The sequence below is a fragment of the Sutterella sp. genome (genome assembly GCF_052272535.1).
Lineage (GTDB): Bacteria > Pseudomonadota > Gammaproteobacteria > Burkholderiales > Burkholderiaceae_F > Sutterella.
Genome location: NZ_DAVZJY010000012.1, coordinates 1 through 23339, shown reverse-complemented (window position 1 = coordinate 23339; position 23339 = coordinate 1). Strand labels below are relative to the sequence as shown.

Annotated in this window: 21 protein-coding genes and 1 riboswitch; of the genes, 11 read left to right on the top strand and 10 right to left on the bottom strand. The window is 68.3% G+C overall.

Annotated features, from left to right (window positions below; translation table 11 throughout):
• Positions 1 to 30 precede the first annotated feature (30 nt).
• A complete protein-coding gene (locus ACT6Y9_RS01650) occupies positions 31 to 1854 on the bottom strand; it encodes an ATP-binding cassette domain-containing protein (protein WP_443743281.1) in 1824 nt (607 codons plus the stop codon).
• A gap of 82 nt (positions 1855 to 1936) precedes the next feature.
• Positions 1937 to 3343, bottom strand: a complete 1407-nt coding sequence (locus ACT6Y9_RS01645; RefSeq protein ID WP_443743280.1) for a penicillin-binding protein activator — start codon at positions 3341 to 3343, stop codon at positions 1937 to 1939.
• A 127-nt stretch (positions 3344 to 3470) separates the two neighbouring features.
• Here ACT6Y9_RS01645 and rsmI point away from each other — a divergent pair, with 127 nt between their 5' ends.
• Both rsmI and ppk2 read left to right on the top strand, forming a co-directional pair.
• A complete protein-coding gene (gene rsmI, locus ACT6Y9_RS01640; RefSeq protein WP_295477147.1) occupies positions 3471 to 4391 on the top strand; it encodes a 16S rRNA (cytidine(1402)-2'-O)-methyltransferase in 921 nt (306 codons plus the stop codon).
• A gap of 63 nt (positions 4392 to 4454) precedes the next feature.
• Positions 4455 to 5648 (top strand): polyphosphate kinase 2, encoded by a 1194-nt coding sequence (gene ppk2, locus ACT6Y9_RS01635; protein WP_443743279.1) that lies wholly within the window; start codon positions 4455 to 4457, stop codon positions 5646 to 5648.
• Between the two features lie 219 nt (positions 5649 to 5867).
• On the opposite strand, the gene ACT6Y9_RS01630 is transcribed toward ppk2, so the two are convergent.
• From ACT6Y9_RS01630 to ACT6Y9_RS01620, 3 genes are all read right to left on the bottom strand, one after another.
• Positions 5868 to 6326, bottom strand: coding sequence for a CBS domain-containing protein (locus ACT6Y9_RS01630; protein WP_443743278.1), 459 nt, complete (start codon positions 6324 to 6326; stop codon positions 5868 to 5870).
• A gap of 124 nt (positions 6327 to 6450) precedes the next feature.
• The gene (gene ttcA / locus ACT6Y9_RS01625) at positions 6451 to 7329 is read right to left on the bottom strand and encodes a tRNA 2-thiocytidine(32) synthetase TtcA (protein ID WP_443743277.1); all 879 of its coding nucleotides are present in this window, start codon (positions 7327 to 7329) and stop codon (positions 6451 to 6453) included.
• A gap of 5 nt (positions 7330 to 7334) precedes the next feature.
• Positions 7335 to 7745 carry a dihydroneopterin aldolase gene (locus tag ACT6Y9_RS01620; protein ID WP_443743276.1) on the bottom strand — a complete coding sequence of 137 codons (411 nt, stop codon included), beginning with the start codon at positions 7743 to 7745 and terminating at the stop codon, positions 7335 to 7337.
• Positions 7746 to 7823: 78 nt separating this feature from the next.
• Here ACT6Y9_RS01620 and ACT6Y9_RS01615 point away from each other — a divergent pair, with 78 nt between their 5' ends.
• Complete coding sequence (locus ACT6Y9_RS01615) at positions 7824 to 8018, top strand: DUF2905 family protein (protein ID WP_295477158.1); 195 nt, start codon at positions 7824 to 7826, stop codon at positions 8016 to 8018.
• On the opposite strand, the gene ACT6Y9_RS01610 is transcribed toward ACT6Y9_RS01615, so the two are convergent.
• Positions 8015 to 9121 carry a CCA-adding protein gene (locus ACT6Y9_RS01610; protein ID WP_443743275.1) on the bottom strand — a complete coding sequence of 369 codons (1107 nt, stop codon included), beginning with the start codon at positions 9119 to 9121 and terminating at the stop codon, positions 8015 to 8017. The genes ACT6Y9_RS01615 and ACT6Y9_RS01610 overlap by 4 nt on opposite strands.
• 11 nt (positions 9122 to 9132) lie before the next feature.
• Entirely contained in the window at positions 9133 to 11496 is a 2364-nt protein-coding gene (locus tag ACT6Y9_RS01605; RefSeq protein ID WP_443743274.1) for a transglycosylase SLT domain-containing protein, read from the bottom strand.
• 125 nt (positions 11497 to 11621) lie between these two features.
• Here ACT6Y9_RS01605 and ACT6Y9_RS01600 point away from each other — a divergent pair, with 125 nt between their 5' ends.
• Positions 11622 to 12179 (top strand): 5-formyltetrahydrofolate cyclo-ligase, encoded by a 558-nt coding sequence (locus ACT6Y9_RS01600; protein WP_443743273.1) that lies wholly within the window; start codon positions 11622 to 11624, stop codon positions 12177 to 12179.
• Between the two features lie 130 nt (positions 12180 to 12309).
• On the opposite strand, the gene ahcY is transcribed toward ACT6Y9_RS01600, so the two are convergent.
• From ahcY to metK, 3 genes are all read right to left on the bottom strand, one after another.
• Complete coding sequence (gene ahcY / locus ACT6Y9_RS01595) at positions 12310 to 13710, bottom strand: adenosylhomocysteinase (protein WP_295477166.1); 1401 nt, start codon at positions 13708 to 13710, stop codon at positions 12310 to 12312.
• Positions 13711 to 13727: 17 nt separating this feature from the next.
• Positions 13728 to 13812, bottom strand: a riboswitch (S-adenosyl-L-homocysteine riboswitch).
• Between the two features lie 107 nt (positions 13813 to 13919).
• Positions 13920 to 15236: a tryptophan--tRNA ligase gene (locus tag ACT6Y9_RS01590; RefSeq protein WP_443743272.1), complete on the bottom strand. Its 1317-nt coding sequence runs from the start codon at positions 15234 to 15236 to the stop codon at positions 13920 to 13922.
• A 177-nt stretch (positions 15237 to 15413) separates the two neighbouring features.
• A complete protein-coding gene (metK, locus tag ACT6Y9_RS01585) occupies positions 15414 to 16595 on the bottom strand; it encodes a methionine adenosyltransferase (protein WP_295477170.1) in 1182 nt (393 codons plus the stop codon).
• Positions 16596 to 16969: 374 nt separating this feature from the next.
• Between metK and ACT6Y9_RS01580 the strand changes: the two genes are divergently transcribed.
• From ACT6Y9_RS01580 to ACT6Y9_RS01550, 7 genes are all read left to right on the top strand, one after another.
• Complete coding sequence (locus ACT6Y9_RS01580; RefSeq protein WP_295477172.1) at positions 16970 to 17836, top strand: lysophospholipid acyltransferase family protein; 867 nt, start codon at positions 16970 to 16972, stop codon at positions 17834 to 17836.
• Between the two features lie 7 nt (positions 17837 to 17843).
• Positions 17844 to 18728, top strand: coding sequence for a lysophospholipid acyltransferase family protein (locus tag ACT6Y9_RS01575; protein ID WP_443743271.1), 885 nt, complete (start codon positions 17844 to 17846; stop codon positions 18726 to 18728).
• A gap of 49 nt (positions 18729 to 18777) precedes the next feature.
• Positions 18778 to 19638, top strand: coding sequence for a diaminopimelate epimerase (dapF, locus tag ACT6Y9_RS01570; protein WP_443743270.1), 861 nt, complete (start codon positions 18778 to 18780; stop codon positions 19636 to 19638).
• 37 nt (positions 19639 to 19675) lie between these two features.
• A complete protein-coding gene (locus ACT6Y9_RS01565) occupies positions 19676 to 20881 on the top strand; it encodes a class I SAM-dependent rRNA methyltransferase (RefSeq protein WP_443743269.1) in 1206 nt (401 codons plus the stop codon).
• Positions 20882 to 20970: 89 nt separating this feature from the next.
• Positions 20971 to 21966 carry a CobW family GTP-binding protein gene (locus tag ACT6Y9_RS01560; protein WP_295477180.1) on the top strand — a complete coding sequence of 332 codons (996 nt, stop codon included), beginning with the start codon at positions 20971 to 20973 and terminating at the stop codon, positions 21964 to 21966.
• A 231-nt stretch (positions 21967 to 22197) separates the two neighbouring features.
• Positions 22198 to 22617, top strand: a complete 420-nt coding sequence (dksA, locus tag ACT6Y9_RS01555; protein WP_295479120.1) for an RNA polymerase-binding protein DksA — start codon at positions 22198 to 22200, stop codon at positions 22615 to 22617.
• A 134-nt stretch (positions 22618 to 22751) separates the two neighbouring features.
• Positions 22752 to 23339: HAD-IA family hydrolase (locus ACT6Y9_RS01550; protein ID WP_443743268.1), on the top strand; the 588-nt coding region annotated here is incomplete at its 3' end.

The window sequence follows — 23339 nt, the reverse complement described above, 5'->3', positions numbered from 1 at the left end:
CCGCGCATCCTTGCGCGGTCTTCACCGGGCTCAGGCCTTGTTCGCGGCCTCCTCCTTCGCGGAGAGCTCCTCCCAACGCGCCCAGCCTTGGGCGATCTCGCGCTCGAGCTCATCGAGGCGCGTCTTGTCGCCTTTGAGCTCCTCGACGGGCTTGGCGTGGTAGTCCGCGGCGCTCATGCGCTCGATGAGCGCCTGCTGCTCGGCCTCGAGCTTCTCGAGCGTTTCGGGAAGGCTCTCGAGTTCACGCGCCTCGCGCCAGGAGAGCTTCACCTTCTGCGGCGCGGCCGGACGAGGCCGGCGCTCCTCGGCTTTGGGCGCCTCGGACTTCTTCGGTTCGGGCGCCTTCGGGCGCTGTGCGAACCACTCCGCGTAGCCGCCCACGTATTCGCGCCAATGACCGTCCCCGTCGGGGGCGAGCACCTCGGTGACGACGTTGTCGAGGAAGCGCCGGTCGTGGCTCACGAGGATGATCGTGCCCGGGTATGAGGCGAGCGTCTGCTCGAGAAGTTCGAGCGAGTCGATGTCGAGGTCGTTCGTCGGTTCGTCGAGCACGAGGAGGTTCGCGGGGAGCGCAAAGAGGCGCGCGAGGAGCAGGCGGTTGCGCTCGCCCCCGGAGAGGGAGCTCACGGGAACGTTGGCGCGCCGCGGCGGGAAGAGGAAGTCGCCGAGGTAGGCGATCACGTGCTTGCGCTCGCCCGCGATCTCGACCCAGTCCGAGCCCGGAGCAATCGTCTCGGCGACGGTCTTCGTGAGGTCGAGCTGCTCGCGGAGCTGATCGAAGTAGGCGATCTTGAGGTTCGTGCCGAGCTTCACCTTCCCCGCGTCGGGGGCGATGCGTCCGAGCAGCAGCTTGATGAGCGTGCTCTTGCCCGCGCCGTTGCGGCCGATGAGGCCGAGCCGGTCGCCGCGCATGAGCGTGAAGTCGAGGTCCTTCACGACGGTGCGCTCGCCGAAGCGCTTCGTAAGGCCCGTCACTTCGGCGACGATCTTGCCGCTCTTTTCGCCCGCGTCGATCGCGAGGCGGATCGAGCCCATCTGGTCGCGCCGGGCCGCGCGCTCGCGGCGCAGCTGCTCGAGCCGGCGCACGCGTCCTTCGTTGCGGGTGCGGCGCGCCTCGATGCCCTTGCGGATCCAGACCTCCTCCTGCGCCCAGAACTTGTCGAAGCGCCGACGCTCGAGCGCCTCGGCGGCGAGCTCCTCCTCCTTGCGGGACTCGTAGGCGGAGAAGTTCCCCGGGTAGGAGCGCAGCGTGCCACGGTCAAGTTCGACGATGCGCGTCGCGACGTTGTCGAGGAAGGCGCGGTCGTGGGTGATCACGACGAGCGAGCGCTGGTTCTTGAGCTCCTCACGACAGACCGATTCGAGGAGTGCGATCGCCGTCATGTCGAGGTGGTTCGTCGGTTCGTCGAGCAGCATGAGCTGCGGGGCGAGCGTGAAGGCGAGCGCGAGGGCGGCGCGCTTGCGTTCGCCCCCGGAGGAGAGGTGCGGGTCCGCGTCCGGGTTGAGTGCGAAGCGCGAGAGGTTTTCATCGAGCTTCGCGTAGAGGCGCCACTTTTCGCGCTCGTCGAGCGCGTCGATGCCGCCTCTCAGAATGAGGCTCTCTTTGATGGTGGCCGCCTCGGGCAGCACCGGCTCCTGCTCGACGTAGTGCACGACGAGGCCGTCCTGGCGCTGCAGCTGTCCGTCGTCGAGCGTCTGCCGGCCGGCGAGAACGGACAGAAGCGAGCTTTTGCCCGTCCCGTTGCGGCCGATCAGGCCGACCCGCTCTCCGGGTTCGATCGAAAGGGCGGCTTCGTCGAGAAGCGGCAGGTCGCCGAAGGCGAGATGGGCGTCGGAAAGGGTGATGAGGGCCATGAGTCGGGAGGAATGAAATGAAAAGGGGCCGGCGCGCTTTCAGGGGCCGGCCCGCGGTGACGGGATGAAGGCGGGACGCGGATCAGGGGATCTGCGGCACGGCTTCCGGCGTGAGCGGCACGCCCGGGAGGACGGAGGCGGCCGGAGCGGCGGGACGCCGTGCGGGCGCCGCATTCGGCAGCATCGGCGTGGGGGCGGGTCCGGCGCCCGGGTCATCGAGGATGATGCTCTTCACGCCTTCGCGGCGCACGTTGTGCTCCATCTCGCGGACGTTCACGAAGGTCATCGTGCTCGGGTCGGGCGGCGGCTCGACGGCGGGCAGAACCTCGCGGGAGGCCGCCTGCGGGTCGATCTCCACGAGCCGGCCGTGCGTGACGACGACGGTCTGCGGCTCGCGTGCGACCACCGGGCTCTCGAGCCGATTGAGCTCGAGCCGTCCCGTCTCGCCTGAATACTGGATGATGGTCTTCTTCTGGGACCACTGCGCCGCGATCTCACGCGCGTCGGCGCCCAGTGCGAAGAGGCGCTTCGCCGAGAGCGAGTAGGGCATGGCGGCGGCGAAGCGCGCCTCGAACCCCGCGGCGTCGTAGCGCACGACGAGCGGGCATTCGCTGAAGACGAGTTCGTCGAGGTCGTAGGCGAGGGTGGTCGCCGTCGAGCTCGTGAGCGGGTCGCCCGGGTTGCTCGCCGAGGTCGCCCAGACGCGCATGCGCTGCGGCAGCCGGTTGCGCACGAGCCCCGCGTCCTGCGCGGAGAGCGCAAGGAGCGCCGCCTGATAGGGCGGCTCGGAGGCGGCGATCAGGGTGCGCCGCTCCCGGAGGGCCGCCTTGGCGGCGCGGCGGCGCGACGCATCGTCGGTCGCCTTGGCGAGCGCCTCGCGGCTTGCCTCTGCAAGGTGCAGCGCATCGGCCTCGGAGAGCTGCGGCTCGAGGCGCTTTTGCAGATCATCGAGGGCGGCGACGTCGAGCGGGAAGACGTCGAAGGCGATTCCGGCGGCCTTGAGCGTCTTCTCATAGACGTCGCGGATGCGCGTCTCCCAGCTGCTCGCGCCCGTGATCACGGCGACCTTGGGAAGCGCCCCCGACGTCGTGTGCGCGGGCAGCGCCCGCACGGCGAGCCGGGCGATCCATTCGGCCTCGGCCTCCGTGGAGACCGAGAGCATGATGAGGTTTTCGGGCGCGGCCTTGCCGGGAGCGGCGTTGAGCGCGACGACCGGGAGCGGCAGCGACGCTTCGTGGGCGAGCCGCACGACCGCCTCGCGCTCGATCGGGCCGACGGCGACGTCGGCGCCCGCGAGCACGGCCGCCTGAAGTTGGTCGTGGATCGTGGCGCCCTTCTGCGCCTCGATCATCAGAAGGTTGGCGGGGCGCGCGCTCGCGGCGTTCGCGGCCGAAAGACCGTTGCCGACGATGCGGGCCGCCGCCAGGAACGGCGAGTCGTCGGGCGGCATCAGGAGCGCGATGGTGAGTTGCCGCGACGGGGCGGACACCTCCGCGGCGGCGGGCTGAGGTTCAGGCTGACTGCCGGTTTCGGTTTCTTGAGCGGCGTAGGCTGCGCTTAAACTACCTAGCGCCAGAAGGCCCACGGAAAAAACGAAGTTACGACGAGAAAACGGCATGAATTCCCTAAACAATCTTTGGTCTGATGATGTCCTGATGCAGGCGGCGGGTCTGCCCTGTCAGGAGCTTCCTGCGGCGGCGCTCTACGTCGTCGGCGTGCCGATCGGCAACATGGGGGACATCACGCTGCGGGCGCTCTGGGTGCTGTCCAAGGTGGACGCCATTGCGGCGGAGGATACGCGCGAGACCCGCAAGCTCCTCGAACGCTTCGGCATCGAGGCGAAGCTTCTCTCGGTTCGTGAGCATAACGAACGCCACGGAGCGGAGCAAATTGAAGCGCTGCTCGCCGCGGGCGAGCGCGTCGCGCTCGTGACCGATGCGGGCACGCCCGCCGTCTCCGACCCCGGCGCCCGGGCGGTGGAGTACCTGCGCGGCCTCGGCCGCCGGATCATTCCCGTCCCCGGCCCTTCGGCCGCGGTGACGGCGCTCTCCGCTGCGGGGCTTCTCGGCGCGGGCTTCTCCTTCATCGGCTTTCTGCCGCCGCAGCCCAAGCAGCGCCGGGACGCCGTCGCCGGTCTGCGCAGCCGCCTCGAGCCCTTCGTGCTCTACGAGGCGCCGCACCGCATCCTCGACCTTCTGCACGAGCTCGGCGCGCAGCTCGCTCCGGAGCGCCGCGTGGTCGTCGCCCGGGAGCTCACGAAGAAATTTGAAACGATCATTTCCCTGCGCGCGGCCGATCTCGTTCAATTCGCCGATGCGCACGAGCCGCGGGGAGAGTATGTTGTTTTGGTGGATGAAGAGCCTCCGAGGCCGCAGACGCTGCTTCCGGAGGACGAGGCCTGGCTGCGCGATCTCGCCCCGGAGATGCCCGCCTCCAGGCTCGCCGCCATCGCGGCGCGACGCACTGGACGCCCCCGGCAGGAGATCTATGCGTTTCTGCTTTCGCTCAGAGACGCCGCCGGGGAGTCGTCGGACTGATTTTTCACCGCGGGCGGGCCGCTTCGGACGGCGCCCCGTCCGCAATCCCATTGAGGAGCAACGATGACAGAAGAGAAGAAAGACACGAAGCCAGCCGTTTCTCCGCCCGCACCGGCGCCCGCCTCCGACTCCGCTCCCGCCGCGCCGCTCTACGCCAACGAAAAGATCGACCGGCCGCCGCGCTTTCGCAACGTGCGCGACGTGCTCAACCACATCCGCCGCACGCAGACCGAACGGGCCTTCAACCGCAAGCAGGAGCTCATCGACGAGATCCTCTCCGGGCAGTCCGAGGAGGACCGCGCGGTCATTCTGCGCGAACTCATCGAAGAGCTCACGGAAAAGCACAAGGAGCGCGAGGAGAAGAAGAACCGGGAGGAGAACGAGCTCAACCCCAACTGGCTCAACGGCGCCTATCCCTACGTCAACCGCATGCGCCGCAGCGTATACGAGGCCGAGAAGTTCCGCCTTCAGGTCGAGCTCCTCAAGCTGCAGGCCTGGGTGAAGGAGACCGGACAGAAGGTCGTCATCATCTTCGAAGGGCGCGATGCGGCCGGCAAGGGCGGCACGATCAAGCGCTTCATGGAGCACCTCAATCCGCGCGGCGCGCGCGTGGTGGCGCTCGACAAGCCCACGGAGCGCGAACGCGGCCAGTGGTACTTCCAGCGCTACGTCGAGCATCTGCCCACCTGCGGCGAGATCGTCTTCTTCGACCGCTCCTGGTACAACCGCGCCGGCGTCGAACGCGTGATGGGCTTTTGCACCGAAGAGGAGTACTACGAGTTCATGCGCGAGGTGCCCGGATTCGAGCGCAACCTCGTGCGCTCGGGCACCTACGTGATCAAGTTCTGGTTCTCCGTCTCCCGCGAGGAGCAGGAGCGGCGCTTCCGCGAGCGCAAGGTTTCGCCCCTGAAGCGCTGGAAGCTCTCGCCCATCGATGAGGCGTCGCGCAACAAGTGGGACGACTACACCCGGGCGAAGGAGGCGATGTTCTTCGCCACCGACACGCCCGAGGCGCCCTGGACGGTGATCAAGTCCGACGACAAGAAACGCGCCCGCCTGAACGCCATGCGCTATGTGCTGCGCCTCATTCCCTACGCCAACCGCGACCTCAAGGCCGTGGGCGCCGTGGATCCGCTCATCGTCGGACGCGCGAGCGCGATGTTCGAGACGGCCGAGAGCCGTGTGCCGCCGCTTCTCGCCAATGAGCTCGACCCGCCCGTCGTGCCGCGCTTCCTCGCGCAGCAGCCGAAGAAGTAGCCCGAAGACTCCGCCCGCGCGGAGCCTTCGCCGAAAGAAGCAGGAGCGCCCGGGTCCACCTCCCGGGCGCTCCGTTTTTTTGTTCCACGTGGAACAACCACGGTCTGTGGAGGCCTCGATGTTTCACGTGGAACATTGACGGTATAGGGACGAATAAAAACGCCCGGACTCTCTCGACGAGAGCCGGGCGGGTTTTCCGTCGGGCCGGGGCGGGGGCGCTTATTCGGAGCGCAGCGCCACTTCGCGCGTCTTCGAGGAGCTGATGTTGCGCACGAGACTGTCGAGCAGTTCGGAGAGCTCCTTGATGAGGTTCGAGTTGGTGATCACGCCGACGAGCCGGCCGGATTCATCCACGATGGGCAGGCGGCGGATGCCGTTCTCGCGCATGCGGGCGAGCGCAACCACCATGCCTTCGTTCTCCGCGGCGGTGACGACCGGGGCGGTCATCAGATCGCTCACGGACGTGCGGGTGAGGTCGAGCCCCTTCGCGACGCCCTCAATGGTGATGTCGCGGTCGGTGATCATGCCGAGGGGCTTGGCGTTCTCATCAATGACGACCAGACTGCCGACGTGCTCGCGGCGCATCTGGACGGCGCATTCCTGAATGGTCTTCTCCGGAGTGGTGGTGGCCACCTTGTGGACGGCCATGTCGATGACTTTCAGCGAACGGGTTCTCATTTGAAGATCGTGACGGGTGGGAACGATGGGTCGATGGGGAGCCTCGGAGAGGCGGGCCGCTCCTGCGGCCTTTTGTCTACGGGGAGAATTCTAGCCGAGGCCGCCCGGCGGGCGAAACGGGCGCTCAGTCGTCTTCGGCGGGCGCCGCGGCTGCGGGCAGCAGGGGCTTGAAGGCGCGGAAGTCGTAGAGCGACTGGTCGAGCAGGTGCGAAGGCGAGACGCGCGTGAGGCTCATGAAGATGTTGTAGATGCGCCCGGGGAACTCGCGATCCCAGGACTTCATGAGTGCCTTGATCTCCTGGCGCTTGAGGTTCTCGCCCGCGCCGCAGATGCCCTTGGTCGCGAGCGGATAGCCGCGGATGCGCGCGAGCTTCTCCGTCTCGGACTCGCGCACGTAGGCGAGCGGACGGATGACGATGCAGTCTTTGCGGTCGTTGAGCAGCGCCGGGGGCATCGCCTTGAGGCGGCCGCCGTAGAAGAGGTTGAGCAGCAGCGTGCTCACGATGTCGTCCATGTGGTGGCCGAGGGCGATCTTGTTGCAGCCGTGTTCGCGCGCGACGCGGTAGAGGATGCCGCGGCGCAGGCGCGCGCAGAGCGAGCAGACGTTGCGGCCTTCGGGGATGAGCTTCTGGATGAGGCTGTTCGTGTCCTGATCTTCGATGTGGTACGGCACGCCCGAGGATTCAAGAAACCCGCGGAGTTGTTCGAGCGGGAATCCCGGAATGTGCTGGTGGACGTTGACGGCGAGGAGGTCGAAGTGGATCGGCGCGCGGGCCTGAAGGGTCTTCAAGGTGTCGAGGAGCACGTAGCTGTCCTTGCCGCCGCTCATCGCGACCATCACCTTGTCGCCTTCGTTGATCATGCCGAAGTCCGTGATCGCCTGGCCGGTGAGGCGGACGACGCGCTTTTCGAGCTTCTTCTGGGAGACGGACTTGCGGTTGCGCTCCGAGGGCGGGGTCTCGCCCGTGGGCGCCGAGAAGATGGGGATCGTGTTCTCAGTCATGTTGCTCATGAGTTATGCATGGCGGACGAGGGCGCACGCCAGGTTTCAATACCGACCGCCTGCACGTCCGGATAGGCTTCGGGCTTGGCGGTCGCAAGCCGCACGAGCTCGACGCCCGGGAGCGCGCAGAGCCGCTCGATCATGCGGTCGAGGAGCGTCTCCTGCAGGTCCGTGTGGCCGCGGGCGGCCTCCTCGCGCAGCACCGCGACGGCGTCGTCGTAGTTGAAGACGTCTTCGAGCGCGTCGCGGCTGCTCGTCGAGGCGTCGAGCCGCACCCACAGGTCGCAGTCGATCAGGAGGGACTGCGGCGCCGTGCGTTCGTGGTCGTAGGCGCCGATGCGGCACGAGAGCCGAAGGCCGCGCAGGAAGATCCGGCGGCAGGTCGCGCGCAGGGATTCGGGGGTCGGAAGTGACATGGGGCTTCGAGGGGAGGGATGCGTCCGGAGGAGCGTCATTCTAGGGCGAGTGCGGGGGTCCGATAGAATGAGCGGACCATGCGCTGGGCTATCGTCATCTTCATCATTCTTCTTCTGCTTCTGGGCGCCATGCCCGCACTGAAGCGCTTCGGCCTCGGGCGGCTGCCCGGAGACCTGAACTTCCGCGTGCTCGGCCGCGAGGTCGAGCTCCCCTTCATGAGCACCATTCTCCTTGCGGTGCTCGCCCTCGTGCTCGCCAAACTGCTCTTCTAGCCCCAGGCGGCGCGAAGCGCCTCGCGGCGGGCTTCGAGCACCCGCAGGGGTATCTCCCGCGGTGTGGGGGCGGTGCGCGCCGCGGCGCCCGCATCGACTGAACACCACGCGTCGAGCGCGCGCCTGAGGCGCGCGTCGTCCGCCATTCCTCGGCCTTCGGATTCGAGCGCCTTCTCACGGTACTCGAGGAGCATCTCCATGCGCGCGCGGCGCCGCAGTGCGTCGCAGCCGCGAAAGAGCTCCGCCGTCTCTTCGGGCGTGGAGAGCGCGTGGAGCCGGGGCGTCCAGTCGCCGAGGATCTGCGCGAGGTCCTGAGCCTCGGCGCTCGCGCGCAGCCCCGCGAGGAAGGCCTTCGCCGAGCGGCCGTCGGGAAGGCCCGAGGCGAGCGCGGCGAGCCGCAGGGGAAGGGGCAGCCCGCGCCGGCAGGCGCGGTGCAGCCGCGCGCGCATGAGACCCGTGAGGCGCACCTGCGGGTAGAGGCGCCGCCAGAGGCCGCACGCGCAGAGCACGTCGAGCATGCGGCAGGGTTGCGGGGCCGAAAGCCCCTTGGTGAATTCGGCGAGGACGCGCTCGGGCACGAGCGCGTCGGCTTCGCCCGCCTCCACCATCCGGCGCATGAGGGCGAGCGTCTCCGGGGCGATGGAGAAGCCCGGGAAGCGCGCCGCGAACCGCGCCGCGCGCAGGATGCGCACGGGATCCTCGCAGAACGCTTCGCTCACGTGCCGCAGAACGCCCCGCGCGAGGTCCGCCACGCCCCCGTAGGGGTCGATGAGGCGGCCGCGGTCGTCCATCGCGATGGCGTTGATCGTCAGGTCGCGCCGGCGCAGGTCGTCTTCGAGCGTCACGTCGGCCGCGGCGTGGAAGACGAAGCCGTGGTACCCCGGCGCGGTCTTGCGCTCGGTGCGCGCGAGGGCGTACTCCTCGTGCGTCTTCGGGTGAAGGAAGACCGGAAAGTCGCCGCCCACGGGAAGGAACCCTCGGGCGGCCATGGCTTCGGGCGTCTCGCCCACCACGACCCAGTCGCGGTCGCCCGGTTCGACGGGAAGCCCTCGGGCGGAGAGAAGCGTGTCGCGGACGTAGCCGCCGACGGAGTAGATCTGCATGGCGTTGGTGTTCAGGGAAGGTCGGCCGTCTTCTCGAGGTTGGGCAGAACCCGGCCGGCGAGCGTCGTGAAGCGCTCGGCGGGCGTCTTCTCGAGCATCGCGTAGGTGTGGGTGTTCGCGAGGACGTTCTTCACGTACTCGCGCGTCTCGTGGTAGGGGATCGTCTCGATGAAGACGGCCGCCTCCATGGCGTCCTTGAGCGTGTCGCGCCAGATGCGCGCGCGGTTGGGGCCGGCGTTGTAGGCGGCGGTGGCGAGCACGCGGCTGCCACCCATGTCCTCCTCGAGCATGCGCAGGTAGGCCGTGCCGAGCACGAGGTTCATCTCGAGCCCGGTGAGGTGCGCCTGCGCGAAGTTCTCGATGCCGAGGTGCCGCGCCATCCAGGCGGCGGTGCCAGGCATGACCTGCATGAGGCCGCGGGCGCCGACCGCGGAGCTCACGGCCGGGATGAAGCGCGACTCCTGCCGGATGAGACCGTAGATCCAGGCGGCGGGCAGCTGCTGCGCGGCCGCCGCGCGCTCGATCAGGGCGGCGTGCGGACGGGGAAAGCGCTGCTCGATCACGACGAGCGCCGTGCCGCTCTTCATGCTCGTGTTGATCATGCGGTGGATGAGCCGCTCGCGCCGGGCGTAGGCGGCGAGCGCGACGGCGTCTTCGGGCGAGATGCCGCGCATCGCCCAGTTCCACTCCCGGTGGCCCTCGTAGAAGAGGTTCATCCGGTAGAAGGCTTCGGCGCGCTGCACGGACGGATTGCGCCCCCAGCGCGCGACTGCGTCCCCGGCGGGCATCGCCGCGGGCGGACGCGAGAAGGCGTAGGGGCGTCCGAGGGCGTCGTCGGCGAGCTTGCCGTAGAAGGTGATGTTGTCGGCGATGCGCGCATACTCACGGTGCGCGAGGTCCTTGAGGCCGCGCGCCTCGAGCGAGCGCGCCTTCCAGTAGATCCAGGTCTCCCCGCGCGCGGCGTCGGCGGGCATCGCGTCGATGAAGCGGCCGAGCGCGTACCAGTTGCCCGCACGCAGGGCCGCCCGGGCGCGCCAGGCGGCGATTTGGCCGGGGTTCGAAACGGCCGGAGAGTCGAGGGGCAGGGCGTCGCCCGCGCGCGCGAACCAGTCGTTCGCGCGAGGATCGAGCCGCGTGGTCGCCGTGAAGCCGATCTGCGACCAGACGAGCGTGCGCCAGAAGGCGCCCGCCTGCGGGTCCACCGCCGCCAGAGCGACGCGGGCCGCGTCGGCGGGGGCGCTGCGGGCGAGCCGGAGCGCGGCGAAGACGGCAAGGCGCGGCGGGAGAGCCGCGAGGCGCTTCTGGCGCCGCAGCCACGTCTGCGGCCGGTCGAGAATGAGGTGGAGCTCGGCGATGGGCGCGGGAAGCTCCGGGCGGGGAAGCGCCGCGAGGGCGCGCTTCGTCTCTGCGCCCGCTCCCTTCTGCACGAGGAGCACGACACGCGTCCAGAGCCAGGAGCGGTCCGCCCGGGCGACGGCGTCGCCGAGCTTCCTGAAGGGCGTCTTCGAGACGGGGCTGGCGTCGCGGTAGAGGCGCTTCGCGGCGGCGAGCGCCTCGGCGCGGCCGCGGTTCTTCGCGACGGCCTCCTCGAGGTCGTAGTAGGCCTTCCAGGCCGCGACGGCGGGTTCGGTCTGATTCCACTCGAGCCGGTCGTAGATCTTGTGGAAGGCTTCGGCGTTGAGCCGGTCCTCCGCGATCTCGAGGTAGTCCGTTGCGGCGCGCTCGGCGACGTATTCGCCCCGATGGAGCTCGATGAAGCGCTCGAAGGCGTAGTGCGCGGCCGGATCGTCGGGCGCGGCCTTCAGTCCGAGCGTGATGCGCCAGAGTTCGGCGTAGCTCCTCAGGGGGTGGCCGTCGAGCAGGGGCAGCAGCTCCTCGAGGTCCTTGAGCCGTCCCTGACTGAAGCAGGTCTTCGCCTCGAGGAGCACGTAGTCGAGCGGAGCGGGGTGCGGCGCGAGGAGCGCATCGTCGAGCGGGTCGTCCACCGGGTTTTCGATGAGGCTTGCCGTGACGCGCGCGGCCGCGTAGGCCGCCTGAGCGGCCGCTTCGGGCGCGGCGGGCGAGGCGCCGGCGAGGGGCTCCGTGCGGGTGAGGAGCGTCTTGAGCGCTGCGTCGGCGCGCCGGATTACCTCTTCGGGATGCACGCCGACGGCGTTCTCCTCCTCCCAGACGCGCGGCGCGTCTTCGCGTGCGGCGAGCGACTGCAGCCGTTCTGCGATCGGAATGGAGACGAGCCCCGCGGGCATGACGGGCGCGGGGAGGCGCGCTTCCGATGCGGGCTCCGCACCGGCCGCAGCCTCCGGGGCAGCGGCCGCATGGGCGGCGCAGGCCGCGAGCATCGCAAAAACGATCGGCGCAAGGGAAAGTCGGCGCATGGAGATGGGCGGAAGGAGCAGAGGAGCCGGGAACAGGCGCCTAATATAGCGGAGTGATGCGGGAGGACGAATGCGCCGGAAGGCCGGCTGCGGACCTCCCCGCGGAGAGAGACGGAGGAGGCGTGATGAGCGGGGACAAGCTGTTGGTGCGCCGCCGCATGGGCGAGCTGCGGCGCGCCGTTGGACCGGATGCGCGCAAGGGGCTTCTCGGCGCGCTCGAACGGGCGCTGCGGGACGAGAGACGCGTGCTCACGCTCGGCGTCTACTCGCCCATCGGGAGCGAGCCCGATGCGGGCGAGGTCTTCGCCCGCTGGGTGCGGGAGGCGCCGGGGCGGTCGCTCGCGCTCCCCTGGTGCCTCAACCGCGATGCTTCGGAGATGGAGTACCGCCGGTGGATGCCGGGCGAGCCGCTCGCGCCCGATGCGGCGGGCATCGCCGCGCCGACGGGCCCGCGCGTCGTGCCCGACGCGCTCGTGATTCCCTGCCTCGGCTGGAGCCGCTCGCGCCGGCGGCTCGGCTACGGTGGAGGCTACTTCGACCGCTACATCGCCCGCGTGATGCAGACGAGCTGCTCGCCGCGGCTGCTCGGCCTCGGCTACGGCGTGAACGAGGTGGAGGAGTCCATCTTCGAGACGCACGATCTGCCGCTCGACCTCATCATCACGGACGCGGGCGTCTTCTGACACGGCCTCCTGCGGGCGACGCACGGGAAGACAAAAATCCCGAAGAGGCTCTCGCCCCTCCGGGATTTTCGGGATTTCCGGGATTTCCGGGCCGTGCGCGGCGGCCCCGCAGGGCCGCCGTCTGCGACGGTCAGTAGCGGTAGTTTTCAGGCTTGTAGGGGCCTTCCTTCTTGACGCCGATGTAGGCGGCCTGCTCGTCGGTGAGCACGGAGAGCTCGGCGTTGAGGTTCGTGAGCTGCAGGCGCGCGACCTTCTCGTCGAGGTGCTTCGGCAGGATGTACACGCCCACCGGATAGCGGTCGTGGTGGCAGAAGAGCTCGATCTGCGCGAGGGTCTGGTTCGCGAACGAGGAGCTCATCACGTAGGACGGATGGCCCGTGGCGCAGCCGAGGTTCACGAGGCGGCCTTCGGCGAGGAGGATGATGCGGTTGCCCGAGGGCAGCGTGATGTGGTCTACCTGCGGCTTGATGTTCTCCCACTTGTAGCCGCGCATCGAGGCGACGTCGATTTCGCTGTCGAAGTGCCCGATGTTGCAGACGATCGCCTCGTTCTTCATCGCGAGCATGTGCTCGTGGGTGATCACGCGGACGTTGCCCGTGGCGGTGACGAAGATGTCGGCCTTGTCCTTGGCGAAGTCCATCGTGACGACGCGGTAGCCCTCCATCGCGGCCTGCAGCGCGCAGATCGGATCGACTTCAACGACCCAGACCTGGGCGGAGAGGGCGCGCAGCGCCTGCGCACAGCCCTTGCCCACGTCGCCGTAGCCCACGACGACGGCGACCTTGCCGGCCACCATCACGTCGGTGGCGCGCTTGATGCCGTCGACGAGCGACTCGCGGCAGCCGTAGAGGTTGTCGAACTTGGACTTCGTGACGGAGTCGTTCACGTTGATCGCCGGGATGCGCAGCTCGCCGCGCTCGTGCATCTGATAGAGGCGGTGCACGCCGGTCGTGGTCTCTTCGGAGACGCCGAGGATCTTCTCAAGGCGCGTGGAGTACCAGTGCGGGTCCTTCTCGAGGTGCGCGCGGATCTGCGCGAAGAGCGCCGTCTCCTCCTCGTTGGTCGGGTGGGCGACCACGGAGGGATCCTTCTCGGCGCGCGCGCCGAGGTGGAGCATGAGCGTCGCGTCGCCGCCGTCGTCGAGGATCATGTTGGAGAAGCCCCCGTCGGGCCACTCGAAGATGCGGTGCGTGTAGGACCAGTACTCCTCGATCGTCTCGCCCTTGCGCGCGAAGACGGAGACGCCGTCCTTGACGATCGCGGCGGCGGCGTGGTCCTGCGTCGAGAAGATGTTGCAGCTCGCCCAGCGGACTTCGGCTCCGAGCGCGGTGAGCGTCTCGATCAGCACGGCCGTCTGGATGGTCATGTGCAGCGACCCCGAGATGCGCGCGCCCTTGAGCGGCTGTGCGGCGGCGTATTCACGGCGGATGGCCATCAGGCCGGGCATCTCGACCTCGGCGATCTGAATTTCCTTGCGGCCCCAGTCGGCGAGGCCGAGGTCGGCGATGACGTAGTTTTCGGTAGCGTCCATTTTGAAGTCTTGGAGGAAATGGTCGAGCGCCGTTTGAAGAGGTTTCGTGCTCGGGGCCGAGCCTCGCGGGAGATGGGTCCCGTCGCAGCGCTCCTCGGCCGCAGCCGCACGCGCTTCACGTACGCCCCGGAAAAGGGCGCATGAAGCGAAAGGCGGCATTATAGCCGCCTTTTCGTGGTGATTATTATGAAAAAAATCAGAGCGCCCGGTCAGGCCTCCTCATCCTCGATGAAGGTGAGGAGCGCCGCCGCGACGGCGTCGCGCGCGACGCCCTCAGCGAAGACGACAGGAGCGCCTTCAAGCGCCGCCTCGCCCTCCTTCTTGAGGCGTCCGACCCAGACGCCCGCGTCGCGGCCCGAGTCGAAGCCCGTCGAGACGAGGAGCTCCTCGCCCGCGGGCGAGATGAGCTTGAAGTAGAAGCGCCCGTCCTTCTCGCGGTACTGCTTGAAGACGGCCTTCGCCTTCTTTTCGGCCTTCTTCGCGGCGGCGCGCGCGGCGGCGCCTTCGGTGAAGGCCTTGAGGCCCACGGCGCGGCGCAGCTCGGCCATGAAGGGCGTGGCGATCGCGCGGGCCTTGCGGGCGCCTTCCTGCAGGATCTCCTCGAGCACCTCCGGGTGCGCCATGAGGTCTTCATAGCGGGCGCGCATCGGGCCGATCTCGGCGTCGATCTTGTCGGCGAGGCGCTTCTTCGCCTCGCCCCAGCCGAGGCCGCCGCGGAGTTCGGCGCGGAAGGCTTCGCGCTCTTCGGGCGCGGCGAAGGCGTCGTAGATCACCGTGAGCGAGGTGCTCTCGGGATCCTTCGGCTCGCCCGGGGCGCGGCTGTCCGTCACGATGCGCGCGATGGCCGCATCGAGCGCGGCGCGGCCGCCCTCGAAGAGCGGAATCACGTTGTTGTAGGACTTGCTCATCTTGCGCCCGTCGAGACCCGGGAGAACTTCGACGGCGCTGCCGCCCGTCGCCTGCGGGAGCACGAAGAACGGGTGCTCGGGCGAGGCGTAGAGGTTGTTGAAGCGCTGCGCGGCCTCGCGGGCCATCTCGAGGTGCTGGAGCTGGTCGTGGCCGACGGGGACCTCCTCGGCGTTGAACATCAGAATGTCGGCGGCCATCAGCACCGGGTAGGAGAAGAGTCCCATGGAGACGTCGGCGTCGGGGTCCTTCCCCGCGGCGACTGCCTGGTCGACGGCGGCCTTGTAGGCGTGGGCGCGGTTGAGAAGCCCCTTGGACATCACGCAGTCGAACATCCAGCAGAGGAGCGGGATTTCGGGAATGTCGCTCTGACGGTAGAACGTGACGCGTTCCGGGTCGAGGCCGGCGGCGAGCCAGGTCGCGGCGATCTGCATGCGGCTGCGCTCGATGCGCGCCGGGTCCTGGCACTTGATGAGCGCGTGGAGGTCGGCGAGGAAGAAGAAGCTCTCCACGTCGGGGGCGCGGCTGTCCTGAATCGCCGGACGGATCGCGCCGACGTAGTTGCCGATGTGCAGGGTGCCGGTCGTGTTGATGCCGGTGAGAACGCGTTTTTTGGTCATCTTCGGATGGTCAGTGGTGAGGCGTCCTCCGCGGGGAGCGGAGGGCGCGGCAGAGATTGGGTAGAAGGGATCATACGGCCGGAACGAAGCGGGCGGCGCCTTCCGCAGGGGGAAGTGCGCCGCCCGTCTGGCGTACGACCGGCCCGCCGCGTAGGGCGGGCTTCAGGACGCGGAGCCTCAGCTGAGGCCCGCCGCGGCGCGTAGCGCCTCGGCCTTGTCGGTCTTCTCCCAGGTGAATTCCGGCTCCTCGCGGCCGAAGTGGCCGTAGGCGGCGGTCTTCGAGAAGATCGGACGGCGCAGGTCGAGCATCTGGATGATGCCGCGCGGGCGCAGGTCGAAGTGCTTGCGCACGAGTTCGGCGATCTGCGCGTCGGGGATGCGGCCGGTGCCGTTCGTGAAGACGGTGACGTTCATCGGTTCGGCGACGCCGATCGCGTAGGCGACCTGCACGAGGCAGTAGGTGGCGAGACCGGCGGCGACGATGTTCTTCGCGACGTAGCGGCAGGCGTAGGCGGCCGAGCGGTCGACCTTCGTGGCGTCCTTGCCCGAGAAGGCGCCGCCGCCGTGCGGGCAGTAGCCGCCGTAGGTGTCGACGATGATCTTGCGGCCGGTGAGGCCGCAGTCGCCCTGCGGGCCGCCCACGACGAAGCGGCCGGTCGGGTTGATGAGGAACTTCGTGTCCTTGAGCCATTCGGCCGGGATCACCGGGCGGATGATGTGCTCGACCACGGCCTCGGTGAACTCGGGCTTCATCTTGTCGCCGTCGGACATCTCGGGGGCGTGCTGCGAGGAGATGACGATCGTGTCCACACCGACGGGACGGCCGTCGCGGTAGCGCATCGTCACCTGGCTCTTCGCGTCGGGACGCAGGAAGGGCAGGGTGCCGTTCTTGCGGACCTTGCTCTGCTGCTCCATCAGGCGATGGGCGTAGTAGATCGGCGCGGGCATCAGGGTCGGCGTCTCGTCGCAGGCGAAGCCGAACATCAGGCCCTGGTCGCCGGCGCCGAGGTTGAGCTCGTCGTCCATCGCGTGATCGACGCCCTGGGCGATGTCGGCGGACTGCTTGTCGTAGCCCACGAGCACGGAGCAGCCGCGGTGGTCGATGCCGTATTCGGTGTTGTCGTAGCCGATCTTCTTGAGCACGTTGCGCGTGAGGCCGATGTAGTCGACCGAGGCGTTCGTGGTGATCTCGCCCGCGAGCACGACGAGGCCCGTGGTGCAGAGGGTTTCGGCGGCGACGCGGCTCATCGGGTCCTGCTCGAGGCAGGCGTCGAGAACGGCGTCGGAAATCTGGTCGGCGACCTTGTCGGGATGACCTTCGCTGACGGACTCAGAGGTAAAGAGAAATTCACTGGCCATGGCCAAAATTCACTCCGGAGGTTTGGATGGGAGGAAGCGCTCTGCGCATTGGTCTTGGCTCCAAGCGGGAGACGCTTTAGCGGTATTTGTATTTCGCCCCGCAAGTTGTCCTGTTAACTCGGCGAACGCGCGCAATGATACAGCAGAGGCAATTAAGAAAACCTGACGTCCGAAGGGATTTTTTCGCCACCCGCCCGGCCGCGGACCGGCTCCCTGGTCACTACGCAACCATTTGAAAACAATGGAAAGTTGATGCAGACATGTGCCCGCACGCGGACGGCCGCCGCGGGCGCAGGTCACCGCCGGGCGTGCGGATTCGGGCGGCGGGGGCGGTAAAATTGCAGATTCGCCCATACTCCATTCTCCCTATCCGCATGCATCGGCTACTCACGCTCGCCGCGCGCCTCCCGCTCGGCTTTCTGCAGCTTTTCGGCGCCTTCGTGGGCGAGCTCACCTTCTGGCTTGCACCCGGCTACCGCCGCCGCACGCGCGAGAACATGCGCGCGGCGGGCTATTCGGACCCCCGCATCTACGCGCGGGCGGGCCGCAATGCGGGCCGCCAGGCGATGGAGAGCGTCTGGGTCTGGTACCGCCCCGTCAAGGAGGTGCTCGGGCGCGTCGATGTGGAGCCGGCCGCGGAGCGGCTCATCGGCGAGGCGATGCGCTCGGGCCGTCCGGTGGTCTTCATGACGCCGCACGTCGGGTGCTTCGAAGTGCTCCCAGTGTGGCTCGCCGGGACGTTCTTCAAGGAGACGGGGCGGCGCATCACGATCCTCTACCGGCCGCCGCGCAAGGAGATCCTGCGCGCGGTGGTGGGCGAGGCGCGTCAGGCGCCCGGCATCGAGGCCGTGCCGACGACGCTCGCGGGCGTGAAGCACGTGATCCGCAGCCTGCGCGGCGGCCACACCTTCGGAGCGCTCCCCGACCAGGTGCCCTCGTCGGGCGAAGGCGTCTGGGCGGACTTCTTCGGGCGGCCCGCTTACACCATGACGCTTCCGGTGCGCGTCGCAGCGCAGTTCGACGCCGTGCGCATCTTCGCCTGGGGCGTGCGCACGAAGAACGGCTGGCGGCTTGACGCGGAGTGCTGGGACGAGCCCCTGACGGGCGACTCGGCCGAGGACTGCCGCCGCATGAACGCCATGATCGAGAACATTATCCGCCGCATGCCCGAGCAGTACGCGTGGAGCTACAACCGCTACAAGCGCCCGCGGGGCGCGCCGCCGCTCGCCCAAAAGGCCTGAGATCCTTATGACCTTCAATGAACTTTGCTCGCGCGCCTGGGTGCGGATCGTCCGCTCCTTCCGCGTGCTGCCCATGTCCGTGCGCTGGGGACTGGCGCGCTGCGCCGCAGCGCTCTTCTGGATCGCCGTCCCGAAGCGCCGTCACGTCATCCTCACGAACCTGCGCCTGTGCTTCCCGGAAATGAGCGAAGGGGAGCGCCGGGCGCTCGCCCGCCGCGTCTACGTGCGCCTTGCGCGCGCGGCGGTCGACCACGGCACGCTCTGGACGGGCTCGAAGGAGGAGGTGCGGCGTCTCGTCTCCTTCAAGGGGCTCGAGCATCTCCTCAATCCGGAGAACCGCCCGGTGATCGTCGTCTCGCCCCACTTCGCCGGGCTCGACGCCGCCGGCATCGCCCTCAACACCTACGTGCGGGGCGTGTCGCTCTACCAGAAGCAGAGCAACCCGGTCTGGGACAAGGCGCTCCTCAAGGGGCGGCTGCGCTTCTCAAACCCGGTGCTCATTGCCAAGACGGGCAACAACGACCTGCGGCCCGTGATGAAGGCGATGCGCGAGGGACTGCCCTTCTACTATCTGCCCGACATGGACCACGGCCGGCGCAACTCCATCTTCGCGCCCTTCTTCGGCGTCGAAGCCGCCACCATCCCGATGGTCTCGCGCCTCGCGCGCGTGATGCGCGCGAAGGTCCTCTGGTGCATCGCCACGATGACCGACGAGGGCTACAGCGTTGAGATCACCGCGCCGCTCGAGAACTTCCCGACGGCGGATCCGGCGGCCGACACGGCGCGGCTCAACCGCGAGCTCGAGGGCTACATCCGGCGCCACCCCGACCAGTACCTCTGGGTGCACCGGCGCTTCAAGACCCGACCCGAGGGTGAGCCGTCGGTCTACTAGGCCGCGGCAGACGAACCGAACTTTTCTTCCTCAAGAGGTTTCCAGGGCGATGAAAGCCATCCACTTCACCAAAATGCAGGGCGCGGGCAACGACTTCATCGTGCTCGACGCCGTCGCTCAACCCCTCGACGTGACGCCCGAACTCGTGCGGCGCCTCGCCGACCGGCGTTTCGGCATCGGCGCCGATCAGCTGCTGCTTCTCGAGAAGCCCCTTCATGAGGGCGAGCCGCTGCGCTACCGGATCTTCAACAGCGACGGCGGTGAGGTCGAGCAGTGCGGCAACGGCGCACGCTGCATCGGCCGCTTCGCGCTCGAGCGCGGATACGCCTCGGGGAGCTCCATTCCCTTCCAGACGATGAAGGGCCGCATCTCGGTCGGGCGCGAGGCCGACGGCCGCATGGTCGCCGACATGGGCGAGCCGGGGTTCGAGCCCGAGCGCATTCCGCTGCGCATCGAGGGGCTCTTCTCGCGCCTCGAGGGGCGCCTGCCCGTCTACCGGGTCTACTGCTCGGACATCGACGGGGACGTGGAGTTCTCCGCCGCGACCATGGGCAACCCGCACGCCACGGTCTTCGTGGACGACGTCGACGAGGCGCCCGTCGAGGTGGTCGGGCCCTTCCTGCAGCGCCAAAGCTTCTTCCCCGAGAGCGTCAACGTGGGCTTCGTCGAGCGCCTCTCGGCCTCTTCGGCGAAGATCCGCGTCTGGGAGCGCGGCCCGGGCGAGACGCTCGCCTGCGGCACGGGCACGAGCGCGGCGATGGCCTCCGGTCTGATGCGCGGGCTCTTCGACGCGCGCGTCGAGTTCGCCGCCCGCGGCGGCGCGCTCGCCTGCGCCTGGACGGGGCCGGGCGCCACCCTGAAGCTCATCGGCCCGGCCGAAGTGGTCTTCACCGGCACGATTGAAATCTGACACCCCATTCACACAAACAAACGACGGAATACAAAAAATGGCCGACCTCATTTTGAAGGCGGGCAAGGAGAAGTCGCTCCTGCGCCGCCACCCCTGGGTTTACGACACCGCCGTGCAGCGCGTCGTCGGCAAGCCCCAGCCCGGCGAAACCGTGCGCGTGCTCGCGAACAACGGCAGGTTCCTCGCCTGGGCGGCCTTCTCGCCCGCCTCGACCCTGCGGGCCCGCTGCTGGTCGTACGACGAGAAGGACGTGATCGACGACGCCTTCATCGAACGGCGCCTTCGCGAGGCGATCGCCGCCCGCGCGCCGCTCTTCGCGCGCACGAACGCCGTGCGCGTGGTCTTCGGCGAGGCCGACGGCCTGCCCGGCCTCATCGTGGACCAGTACGGCGACTGGCTCGTGACGCAGTTCCAGGCCGCCGGCGTCGAGGCGTGGCGCCCGCTCATCGGCCGCGTGCTCATGGAGGCGACGGGCGCCCGCGGCGTCTTCGACCGTTCCGACGCGGCGACCCGCCAGCGCGAGGGTCTGGAGATCCGCGCCGGACTCCTTGCGGGCGAAGAGCCCCCGCAGGCGATCGAGGTGGTCGAGGACGGCGTGAAGTACGGCGTTGACGTGCGCGTCGGGCACAAGACGGGCTTCTACATCGACCAGCGCGAGAGCCGCCTCACGGCGCAGCGCGTCGCGGAGGAGTTCCGCCGCGTGCACGGCCGTGGCATGCGCGCGCTCAACTGCTTCTGCTACACGGGCGGCTTCTCACTCGCGCTCCTCAAGGGCAGCGCCGACGAGGTGGTCTCCGTGGACTCCTCCGAGGAGGCGCTCGCCATGGCCCGCGCCAACGCCGAACGCAACGACTTCAGCGGCCGCGCCGAGTGGATCTGCGAGGACGTCTTTACCTGCCTGCGCCGTCTGCGCGACGCGGGCGAGCACTTCGACCTCGTGATCCTCGACCCGCCCAAGTTCGCCTCGAGCCACTATCATGTGGACCGCGCCGCCCGGGCGTACAAGGACATCAACCTCAACGGGCTGAAGCTTCTCGAGCCGGGCGGACAGCTTTTCACCTTTTCGTGCTCGGGCGCGGTGGACGTGGATCTCTTCCAGAAGATCGTCGCCGGCGCCGTCATCGACTCCCGGCGCAACGTCTGGGCGGTTGGCCGCTTCGGCGCGGGTGCGGATCATCCGCTCCTCATGACCTGTCCCGAGGGCGAATATCTCAAGGGCATGCACCTCGCCGTGCGGCCCTGACGCCGGCGGAGCTCCGCCGGGCGGCCTTCCTCACGGGCGGCCGCCCGGAGTCCTTCTGAAGCCGCCGGCCTCTTCGGAGGAATATACGAATGCAGGTAGAAGAATCCCAGTCGCCGGAGATTCCGGTCACCATTCTCACGGGCTTTCTGGGTGCGGGCAAGACCACGCTGCTCAACCGCATCCTCAAGGAGAACCATCAGTTCCGCATCGCCGTGATCGAGAACGAGTTCGGCGAGGAGAACATCGACAACGATCTGATCGTCACCGAGAACAAGGAGCAGATCGTCAACATGAGCAACGGGTGCGTGTGCTGCACGATCCGCGGCGACCTCTCGCGCGTGCTCACCGATCTGCGGCACCGCCGTGAGCGCGGCGACCTCGACTTCGACTACGTCGTGCTCGAGACGTCGGGCGTTGCGAACCCCGGCCCCGTCGCGCAGACCTTCTTCATGGACGACGCCGTCGCGCCCTTCTTCCGCCTCGACGGCGTCGTGACGGTCGTGGACGCCAAGTACGGCTCCAAGACGCTCGACGAAGAGGCCAACGCCCGCGACCAGGTGGGCTTCGCCGACCGCATCCTCGTCTCGAAGTGCGACCTCGTCACGCCCGAGGAGCTCGCGGCGCTCGAAGCGCGCCTGCGCGGCATGAACGCCCGCGCCCCGATCCGCCGCGTCAACATGGGCGATTGCCCGGTGGACGTGGTGCTCAACATCGCCGGCTTCAACATGAACGACGTTCTCGACGTGGATCCGAAGTTCCTCAACGACGACCACCATCTGCACCATCACAACGACGACATCCACTCCTTCGTCTTCGACTCCGACAAGCCCTTTGATCCGCAGAAGCTCGAGCGCTACCTCATGTCGCTCACGAGCGTCTACGGTCCGGACCTGCTCCGCTACAAGGGCGTGCTCTATGTGACGGGCACGGACCGCCGCGTGGTCTTCCAGGGCGTGCACATGCTCGCCGCCGGTGACGTGCTCGGTCCCTGGGGCGACGTCAAGCCCGCCTCGCGTCTGGTGTTCATCGGACGCAACCTTCCCGAAGAGGCGATCCGCAAGGGCCTGACCACCTGTCTCGCCTGAAGCCCCGTCTTCTGCGGCTACCGGGCGCACCACCCCCATCGGGGGTGGTACGCGCTTCCCGCCGGCAGTGGCACCGCCGGGCGATTTTAGGTATAAAGCACTCCTGCTTAAGAGCTCCAGCCTGATTTTGCGGGTGATGTTTCAGTCCCCGAGGCTCGGGCGGACGCAACAGTCCGCCAGGACGCTGACGTCACCCGGCGGCCGGATGCACAACAAAAGGAAAGGGAAAAGATGGGCGCAAAAAAGGCTATCACCGCAGAAGAAATCCTCAAGATGTCGGACGGCGACTACATGAACGACGAACAGCTTGAGTTTTTCCGCCGTCGCCTCTCCAACATGGAGCACGAGCTGCGCGCCAACGCCGATCAGACGACCGTGAATCTGCGAGAAACGACGATTGTCCCTGATCCGGCCGACCGCGCGACGATCGAGGAGGAGCACGCGCTCGAGCTGCGCACCCGCGACCGCGAGCGCAAGCTGCTCAAGAAGGTTCAGGCCGCCATCAAGCGCATCGACGACGGTGAGTACGGCTACTGTGAGGAAACCGGTGATCCGATCGGCGTGGCCCGCCTGATGGCCCGCCCGACGGCGACGCTTTCGCTCGAGGCGCAGCAGCGCCGCGAGCTCAAGCAGAAGATGTACGGAGACTGACCGGCATGACCACGCGACGCCCCGACTGTGGACGCCGCGGGGACTGCGGAATTCTGGAAGCGGCACGGCCGACGTCCTGCGGGACGGGCGCCGTGCCGTTTTTGCGTCCGGCTCCCCGCGTCTGGTTTTTCGACATGGACGACACGCTGCTCGCCTCTTCGGCGGGGATCCTCGGTGAAGTCCACGTCCTCATGAACAACTTCCTGATGCGGCGCCTCGGCATGTCCGAAGCGGAGGCGAACCGCGTGCGCGAGCTCTACTGGCGCGAGTACGGCTCGACCTTCATCGGCCTGTGGCGCCGCCACGGCGTTGATCCGCGCGTCTTTCTCCCGGCGGTGCACGACTTCGACTACCGTCCGTACCTGAAGGACGTCCGCGGACAGCGCGGCGTGTTGGAGCGCCTCTCCGGGCGCAAGGTGCTCCTCACGAACGGCCCGAGAAGCTACGTCTCGAAGCTTCTCCCGGCGCTCGGCCTCAAAGGCTACTTCGAAGCCGAGGTGACGAGCACCGACATGCGCCTCTTCGGCGACTGGCGCCCCAAGCCCTCCGTGTCGATGCTCCTCGCGCTCTGCGCGCGGCTCGGCGTGCGTCCGCACGAGGCCGCGCTCGTCGACGACGGGCTGAGCAACCTCAAGGCGGCGCGCCGCGCGGGCCTCGTCACCGTCTGGTGCGTGGGCATGAGGCGCCGGCACGCCGGCCTGCGGCCGCCCTTCGGGGCGCCG